4 protein-coding genes and 1 pseudogene are annotated in these 8694 nt (G+C 34.8%); 4 read left to right on the top strand and 1 reads right to left on the bottom strand.

Features of this window, described 5'->3' with window-relative positions; translation table 11 throughout:
• Nucleotides 1–316 precede the first annotated feature (316 nt).
• Complete coding sequence (locus B3P17_RS05005) at nt 317–4285, bottom strand: hybrid sensor histidine kinase/response regulator transcription factor (protein WP_291104011.1); 3969 nt, start codon at nt 4283–4285, stop codon at nt 317–319.
• A gap of 583 nt (nt 4286–4868) precedes the next feature.
• Here B3P17_RS05005 and B3P17_RS05000 point away from each other — a divergent pair.
• The 4 genes and pseudogenes from B3P17_RS05000 to B3P17_RS04985 all read left to right on the top strand — a co-directional run bounded on the left by B3P17_RS05000 (nt 4869) and on the right by B3P17_RS04985 (nt 8685).
• Nucleotides 4869–4991 carry a hypothetical protein gene (locus tag B3P17_RS05000; RefSeq protein WP_291104009.1) on the top strand — a complete coding sequence of 41 codons (123 nt, stop codon included), beginning with the start codon at nt 4869–4871 and terminating at the stop codon, nt 4989–4991.
• Nucleotides 4992–5043: 52 nt separating this feature from the next.
• A complete protein-coding gene (locus B3P17_RS04995; RefSeq protein WP_409517024.1) occupies nt 5044–6207 on the top strand; it encodes an endo-1,4-beta-xylanase in 1164 nt (387 codons plus the stop codon).
• Nucleotides 6208–6252: 45 nt separating this feature from the next.
• Nucleotides 6253–6680, top strand: a pseudogene (locus B3P17_RS04990) (alpha-N-arabinofuranosidase); the annotation flags it as partial.
• 280 nt (nt 6681–6960) lie between these two features.
• Nucleotides 6961–8685, top strand: coding sequence for a glycoside hydrolase family 43 protein (locus B3P17_RS04985; RefSeq protein ID WP_291104006.1), 1725 nt, complete (start codon nt 6961–6963; stop codon nt 8683–8685).
• Nucleotides 8686–8694: the final 9 nt, after the last annotated feature.

Genomic DNA, 8694 nt, shown 5'->3' with positions numbered 1-8694 from the left:
TCAACCATTGAAGCCGACAGTATACGAATATTGTCTGCGCTTTTGTTTAATAAATCAATAGAACTCATTGTTAAATATTTTGATGTTTCGAAGTTTAATCAGAGAAATTATATTTGTAAAACAAGGGCTTTTTAGATATAAACTTTCATTTTCATCAGTTAAGCTTCCTTATTTTCAATAATTGTTTTTTCTCAATAATCATATTTCAAATTTACGAAACATTAAAAATAATAATTACAGAATCCATTCCTTTTACAATCGTATATAGTGCCTTGGACTGCTATTATGTCGCATATTCGTTCTTTTATGTTGCATCTTAACTTTCTCCCCTCTCTGCATACTCTGTAGGGGTACATCCATAGAATTTCTTAAATGCAACTGCAAAAATGGTAGGATTCGAAAAACCTGTAGCATAAGCTACTTGTGATATGTTTACTTTCTTCTCAACTAACAATTTTGCAGCTTGTTTTAATCGTACATTTCGAATAAAGTCGCTGGTAGTTATCCCTGTTATTTCTTTAAGCTTTCGATGTAGCTGGGTGCGGCTGATACCAACCTCTTTAGATAGAGCCTCGATGCTGAATTTAGAATTGTCTATATTTTTATTAATAAGAGTCATAAGTCGTTCTATGAATAAGTCGTCATTCGATTTAATATCTAAAGGAGTCACTTTCTCTTCCAGCTCTTTTACCCCTACAAATTTACCTTTCAATAATGATCTGTTTGATATCAGATTATTACAAAGAAAGAGCAATTCTTCCATCAGAAACGGTTTATCCATAAAGCCATCGGCACCTACATTCCAGCCCATCATGCGACTATCCGCTTCAACCTGAGAAGTTAACAGAATGACCGGGATATGACTTATATTCTCATTGTTTCTGATTTTCTTGAGTAGAGTGAAACCGTCCATCTCGGGCATCGCTACGTCCGATATGACCAAGTCGATGCGTTCTTGCAGTAATATTTGCAAAGCTTCGTTACCATTATTTGCCGTAACGACTTTATAACTCGTACTTAGTTCTCTTTCTATATATTCCTGTAAACCTTCATCATCATCTACAACCAATATTCGTTGTCTTTTCTTATTTCTAATTGCTGCTGTAGGATGATCTTTTTCTTCCCAACAAATAGGGGTTTCCAATGCAAAGCGGATAGTTTCGCTCTGCTGAATAATATCTTCTTTTGTTAGATGCTCATTGCCAATAGGGATACGAACGGTAAAGCAGCTACCCTGTGTATCTTTCCTGTTAGAAGCCTTTATCGTGCCATGGTGAAGCTCCACTAAAAGTTTACATAAGTTCAGTCCTATACCAAATCCTAATGGATTGTATGGCTCTGCTTGATAAAATCGTTCGAAGATGCGTTCAACCTCTTTCTCGTTTAATCCTAATCCTGAGTCAATGATATTAATTTCAGCATACTTTCTTGCATTCCCTGCATCTTCGGATTTAATAGTCGCGAGGGTTATTTTAATTTCGCCTCCATCCTTAGTATATTTGAATGCGTTTATGAGCAAATTCATCAAGACCTTGTCGAAGTTGTTTCTGTCAATCCATACCGGAAGACGGTCTTCTGTTGATTCGAAAGAGAAGTTTATATTTCGCTTATTTGCTTGGTAATCAAATACAAGTGTTAGGTCTTTTATAAATCCGACCATATCTGTTTCCTGACATGCAATCTTCATCTGTCCTTTGTCTATCTTTCTTATATCCAAAAGCTGGTTTATAAGGCTCATTATCCGATGTGCATTACGCTGTATTGTTTCTAATAACTTTTTTGTTTTTTCATCATATTCAGTTTTTAGTAATTCAGATAATGGGCTTATAATTAGTGTGGTAGGTGATCGTATTTCATGTGCAATATTAATGAAGAATTTTAGTTTATCTTCATTATTTTGTTCTTCTCTACGTCTTTGTTGACGTTTCTGCCATGTATATACAATACCTGTTAATATTCCGATAAAAAGTAATATATATAAGGATGTTGCCCAAGTAGTACTATACCAAGGTGGAGAAATTTTTATGTTTAGAGTCTTGATCGAAGAATAAGCATTGTTTTCGAAAGCTCTTACCTCTAAGGTATAATTCCCAGGAGATAAGAAATTATATGTTATACGATTCTCTCCCGGAAATGTAGATATCCATTCTTCATTCATTCCGAGTAGGCGATATTCAAAAATAACATTCTCCGGATTATGATAATTCATTGTAGAAAATTCCAGAGAAAAAGACTTTTCGTTATAGGATAGGTTTATCTCTGAGGCATCAAACAGTCTAGTCTCGGATATCGGTTTGCCTTTTATTATTTTATCTGCACTGACGGATACATTATTTATGTATAAATGAGTCAGTTTGGGTTGAAAGTCTAAGTTTAGAGCTTTAATTGAATCCGGTAAGAATTTGGTTACTCCATATAACCCACCGAAATATAAATATCCCATCTTATCTTGTAAAAAAATATTCTTCGAGAATTCTCTATCTACAAGTCCATTCCCTGTGTAGTAACATGCAATACGTCCGGTTTCTATATTTAATTGGAATATTCCGTTGAGTGTACTTCCCCAAATATTGTTTCCCGTAGCATCAGTGCCTAGTCCGCATATAATGTTGTTCGGCAAACCTTCTTCCATCCCATAGTGTTCTATCTTTTTGCTTTTCTTGTCATATCTGTATAATCCATTATTTGTTCCAATCCAAATGTTTTTTTTCTTGTCCTCCATTAGAGTGGTGCAAATCATAGAAGAAAGAGATGTATCATCGCTATAGTGTAGAAAGATATTCTTATTCGGATCGTAACAGTCTACACCTATACTATGTGCAAGCCAAATAAGCCCATCGGAGTCGCACAAGATATCATTAATCCAGTTGTTAGATAAAACCTGATCATTTGCTAAACGGGTTTTGTCAGATATCAATATCCATTTTTTTGTTTCAATATTGTACCGAATGAAACCTTCACCAAGCACGGATATATATACATTTTTCTTTTTATCTTCAGCTATAGCAACAACCGATTTTCCTTCGAAGGATGGATATTTAGCACTCCTCCCACTTTTTTTATCAAAAGTATAAACACCTCCTTGGTAACTTCCAATCCAAAATGTTCCGTTGATATCCTCATATATGGTAGAAACATCTTTTTGAATATTATAAGACTCTAAAATCTTCCCTCTGTTGTTTATCTTATTGAGTTTACCATTGTCCGTTCCTAGCCATAATTCATTTTCACGGTCTTCATATAATGAAGTAATAGATCCTGTTTCTCCATTTTCTTTAAAATACCAAAAATCAAACTGAGTAGGCTCATTTAAGCCCATTAATAATCCTTTTTGATTGCATCCAAACCATAAGTTCCCTTTGTTGTCTTCAAAAAAAGTTGTAATACGTTCTTTTATAGGATTGTCATATCCGTTTTTAAGTTTAGAAGGCGTAACCAAGGTCATCGTATTGGTGTCTACATATTTCAGTCCTTGCCCTACGGTGTTGACGTATACCATTCCGTCTTTAAGACAAGCGATACCTCGTATATTTACATTTGGTTCATCATTTTTGATACGCATAAAGTCTTGACGGATTATATCCCATAAAAAAACACAGGAGCTTGTTGCAACAAACATTCTACCCATGTGGTCTTCTGTTATTCCATAGACCTTATATTGAGGGTCGATAGGTAAATCATAAGTTTTTACGCTTTTTTTGTCTGGAGAAATACATGCCATACGGCTTTCTGATAATACTACCCATATTTGGTGTGCCCGATCTTCAAAAATATGGTTAGAATAAGGGATTCCCAATAGTTTGTTTATATCTGAGAGAGAAGTTGCTGTCATTGTTTGTTTATTAATAGAGTAGAGGCCATAGCCTCCTGTTACAATCCAGATTTCTCCACTGTACAGTTGTATAATTCCTCTGACTGATGGATGCGTATTATCGGGGAATTTGACATGAATGAAAGAGTCTTTGTAAGGATTGTAATATTCTAATCCTCTATTGGCACCTATCCAGAGAGAGCCGGAGTCATCTGTAAAAAAAGTTTCGATATAATTACCAGATAACGATGTGGAGTCTTTGTCATTGTAAAAATAATGAGTGAAATTCCATCCATCAAACTTATTTAATCCGTTTTCGGTAGCTATCCAAATAAATCCTGAAGAATCCTGAGTAATTCGGGTGATTAGGTTGCTCGATAATTTCCCTAATCCATAAAAGCGTTCCTGTTGAGCTAAGCATAAACTTATGGAGACGCAAGAAAGGGCAAAAAACAAAAAAAGGCGTTTGCTCATGTATTTTAGATTTTCGGTATTAGAATGTGAAACAAAAATAAAGAATTAAACAATGAAAAAGGGAACAAAATAAACATATTTTGTTCCATGTGCAACATAAGCTATTGTTTGTGAAACGCAAGGGGTGTTTTATGTCTTTGTTTAGGTGGACTATATCGGTTTCTTCTGCTTTGGGAGCACATATATTAATGATGGTATAATTGAATGTACGATTCTTTAAATTTCAAATATTAGTATAATTTTCGCTAAATCTGCACATGCACCAATTCGATTATAAGTGCAAATCTATAGTATTTATGCTAGCATTGACTTTTTAGACGGAATAGTCTGTTTTTTTGAAGTGAAGCTCTTTTGTGAAAAAGAAGCACAAAAAATCTCTTTGTATGCTTTCAACAATCTGAAGAAACAATATAGATACAAAGTGAAACATCTTAGAGTTGTTGCGAAACATATGATAGCGTAACCTGTATCAATAATAGTTACCTCTCTTTTGTTAATGGTTTAATTTTACAATGCAGGAAGTCTTTAGCCATAAAAAGTATAAAGACAGGGATAATAACTCAAAATCAATAGAGACACTGGTATGGCTTGTGCTTATAGTTTAATTTATAAAATCGACGGGGATAAATCTAAATATGAAGTGGAAGACAATGAGATAAACAAGATTAATGTGAAAATTGAAGAACGTTATCTGAATGACAAGTAACGTTCATCTCAAAATGAAATTAATAAATATATAATATAGAAAAATCATTATCATGAAATTATTAACACCTATTCTTAGTTTTAGCTTGATGCTTTTATTGCTCTGCTGTGTTCAAGCTAAATCGACAAGTGATGACAAAAATCCATCTTTAAAAAATGCGCTAGACGGAAAGTTTTATATCGGAACGGCTTTAAATCTAAAACAGATACAGGGTCGTGATACAGCTTCATTGAAAATTGTAAAAGATCAGTTTGCTGCCATTGTAGCAGAAAATTGCATGAAAAGTATGTATATGCAGCCCAAAGAAGGAGAGTTCTTTTTTGATGATGCAGATAAGTTTGTTGAATTAGGTGAGCAGAACCACCTGTTTGTTACAGGCCATTGCCTGATCTGGCATTCTCAGGCTCCGTCGTGGTTCTTTACTGATGATAAAGGAAAAGACGTTTCACCTGAAGTATTAAAAGAAAGGATGAGAAATCATATAACAACAATTGTGAACCGTTATAAAGGACGCATAAAAGGCTGGGACGTTGTTAACGAAGCGATATTAGATAATGGAGAGTTTCGCAAAAGTAAATTCTATGAGATATTAGGTGAAGAATTCATTCCGTTAGCATTTCAATATGCTCACGAAGCTGATCCCGATGCAGAACTTTATTACAACGACTATAACGAATGGCTTAATGAGAAGCGCGATGCAATTGTGGACCTAGTTAAAACTTTAAAAGAAAAAGGTATTCGTATCGATGGCGTTGGTATGCAAAGTCATGTGGGATTAGATTCCCCGACATTAGCTGATTATAAGGCGGCGATAGATGCCTATACAGCATTGGGTGTAAAAGTTATGATTACAGAGTTTGAATTGAGTGCATTGCCTTCTCCGCGCTTTAATGTGGGAGCTAATATCTCGGATACAGAAGCTTATCGGAAGGAGATGAATCCTTATGTTGAGGCTTTGCCCGATTCTATTTCAGATATTTGGAGTAAGCGGATGTTGGAATATTTTACACTTTTTCTGGATAATTCTGATAAAGTGAGTAGGGTAACTATGTGGGGTGTTACGGATGGCGATTCGTGGAAAAATAATTTTCCAATGAGAGGACGTACAGACTATCCTTTGTTATTTGATAGGAATTATAAAGCTAAACCTGTTGTTCAGAGTATTATAGATGAGGCAATGTCTAGAAGAAAAAAAACAATATCAACAGTGAAATAACGGAAATATGAAAACGTCTAAATATTTAGTTCCTGATGCTTACTAGTTGTAAAATTGAGTGCTGACATGCTTGGATTTGCAGAAGAGCCTCGCGATGTTCTCATCCTGGATGAGAACGGAGACCCATTAACGTCAGGAGATACAGAGAAGCGTTTTTTTGAAGCATCATGGTTGCATAAATACAATGGTAAATATTACTTTTCATACTCCACTGGTGATACACATTTATTGTGTTATGCTACCGGAGATAATCCGTATGGTCCTTTTGTGTATCAAGGAGTAATTCTTACTCCGGTTATCGGTTGGACTACTCATCATGCAATTGCCGAATTCAAAGGGAAGTGGTATTTATTTTACCANNCCATGACTGTGTACCATCTGGAGGGAAAACATGGTTGCGTAGCCTTAAGGTGGTAGAACTGGAATATGATAGCAACGGTAAAATCAAAACGATTGAAGGTACACTTAATTAGTTGCCTTATATACAAAGAACGATAACTCTTTTTTTTATGCAATCGATTATAAATAATATAAAAAAGCCAATTATTCGCTTTCTCTCTGATATAGAGAGTCTTTTTAGTGAAAGGAAATGTAATGTGCAACATAGAAGATTGAATATGCAACAATCGGTATGGTTGTAATTACTTGTGCGATTGTAAAAGAAACAAGTTTTTATCCTTTAATTTTTATAGATATATAGCTTTGTAATGTTATCGCTAAAGCGTAAAACCATATAATAACTTAATTCATATCATGAAAAAAAATGTAATTGCTATTATTACAGGTATACTCTTATTTAGTCCTTTTAGTTTGAGCAGTCAGACTAAAACAAACAAAAAACTTCAAAAAGGGGTTCCTACTTTTTCCAAATTTATTTATCAAGGGAATGATAAGGTTTATAACGAAAACCCTTTAAAAAGCAATGAGTTTTATACACCTATTTTGCAAGGGTGTTATCCCGATCCGAGTATTACTCGTAAAGGTGATGACTATTATTTGGTCAACTCATCTTTTGCTTTTTTTCCGGGAGTACCAATCTTTCATAGTAAAGATTTAGTTAATTGGACACAAATAGGAAATGTATTAGAAAGACCAACTCAATTAAAAGTACAAGATATAGAAATGAGTGCTGGGGTATATGCCCCCGACATTGCATACAATCCTCACAATGATACCTTTTATATGATCACAACTCATATTGGAGGTGGTTTAGGTAATATTGTTGTTAAAACTAAAGATCCTCGACAAGGGTGGGGAGACCCGATCCGCCTAGAATTTAATGGAATTGACCCGGCTTTATTCTTTGATGATGACGGTAAAGCTTATTTAGTACACAATGATGCTCCCGATCATGGCAAAGAGTTGTATTCTGGTCACAGGGTTATTAAACAATGGGAATATGATGTAGAAAACGATAGAGTTATTCCTGGTACAGATAAAATAATAGTAGATGGGGGGGTGGATATTACAAAGAGACCTATATGGATAGAAGGCCCTCATATATATAAAAAAGATGGTCGCTATTTTTTGATGTGTGCAGAAGGAGGTACTGGCGATTGGCATAGTGAAGTGATTTTTGTTAGCGAAAATCCACGCGGACCATTTAAGCCGGCACCTAATAATCCTATATTGACTCAAAGATATTTTGCAAAAGATAGAAAAGATAAAGTAGATTGGGCAGGACATGCAGATTTAGTACAAGCTCCTGATGGTAAGTATTACGGCGTATTTTTAGCAATTCGTCCTAATAATAAACAAAGAGTAAATTCGGGTAGAGAAACATTTATATTACCTGTAGACTGGAGTGGAGAATTCCCTGTTTTCGAGAATGGGCTTATTCCTCTATCGCCTAAATTGAAAATGCCGGAAGGTGTACAAAATCAAACAGGAATGAATGGTTTCTTCCCTAATGGAAACTTTACTTTTAATGACGATTTTTCAAGCAAAAGTTTAGATCATAGATGGATAGCAGTAAGAGGCCCTCGTGAAGGTTTTGTGAATATTACAAAAGATGGTTTACAGATTAAGCCATTCCAGACAAATATCAAAGAGCGTAAGCCTATTTCAGCTTTAAGGCATAGACAGCAGCATAAAACATTTTCAACGACAGTGAATATGAACTATGTACCTGCTACTGAAACTGATTTAGCAGGAATTGTTTGTTATCAAAAAGAATCATTCAACTATGTATTTGGTATTACACAAAAAGGAAACGACTCTTATATCTTGCTTGTCAGAACAGATAAGAATAAGTCTACTCTTATTGCCAGTGAAAAAGTTGATGTAAGCAAACCAATACAATTGCAAGTTGAAGCAGACGAAGATAATTATAGGTTTGATTACTCTGTTGATAATCAAGGGTTCAGGAATGTTGGAGGAACTGTTTCCGGTGATATTCTTTCTACAGATGTTGCCGGTGGGTTTACTGGAGCATTGATTGGTTTATATTCAACATCTTCAAATGATTTTCAACCATAAGCTTTTGCT

The sequence above is a fragment of the Dysgonomonas sp. UBA7630 genome (assembly GCF_002483985.1).
Classification (GTDB): Bacteria; Bacteroidota; Bacteroidia; order Bacteroidales; family Dysgonomonadaceae; genus Dysgonomonas.
This window is presented reverse-complemented; position numbering and strand designations above follow the sequence as displayed.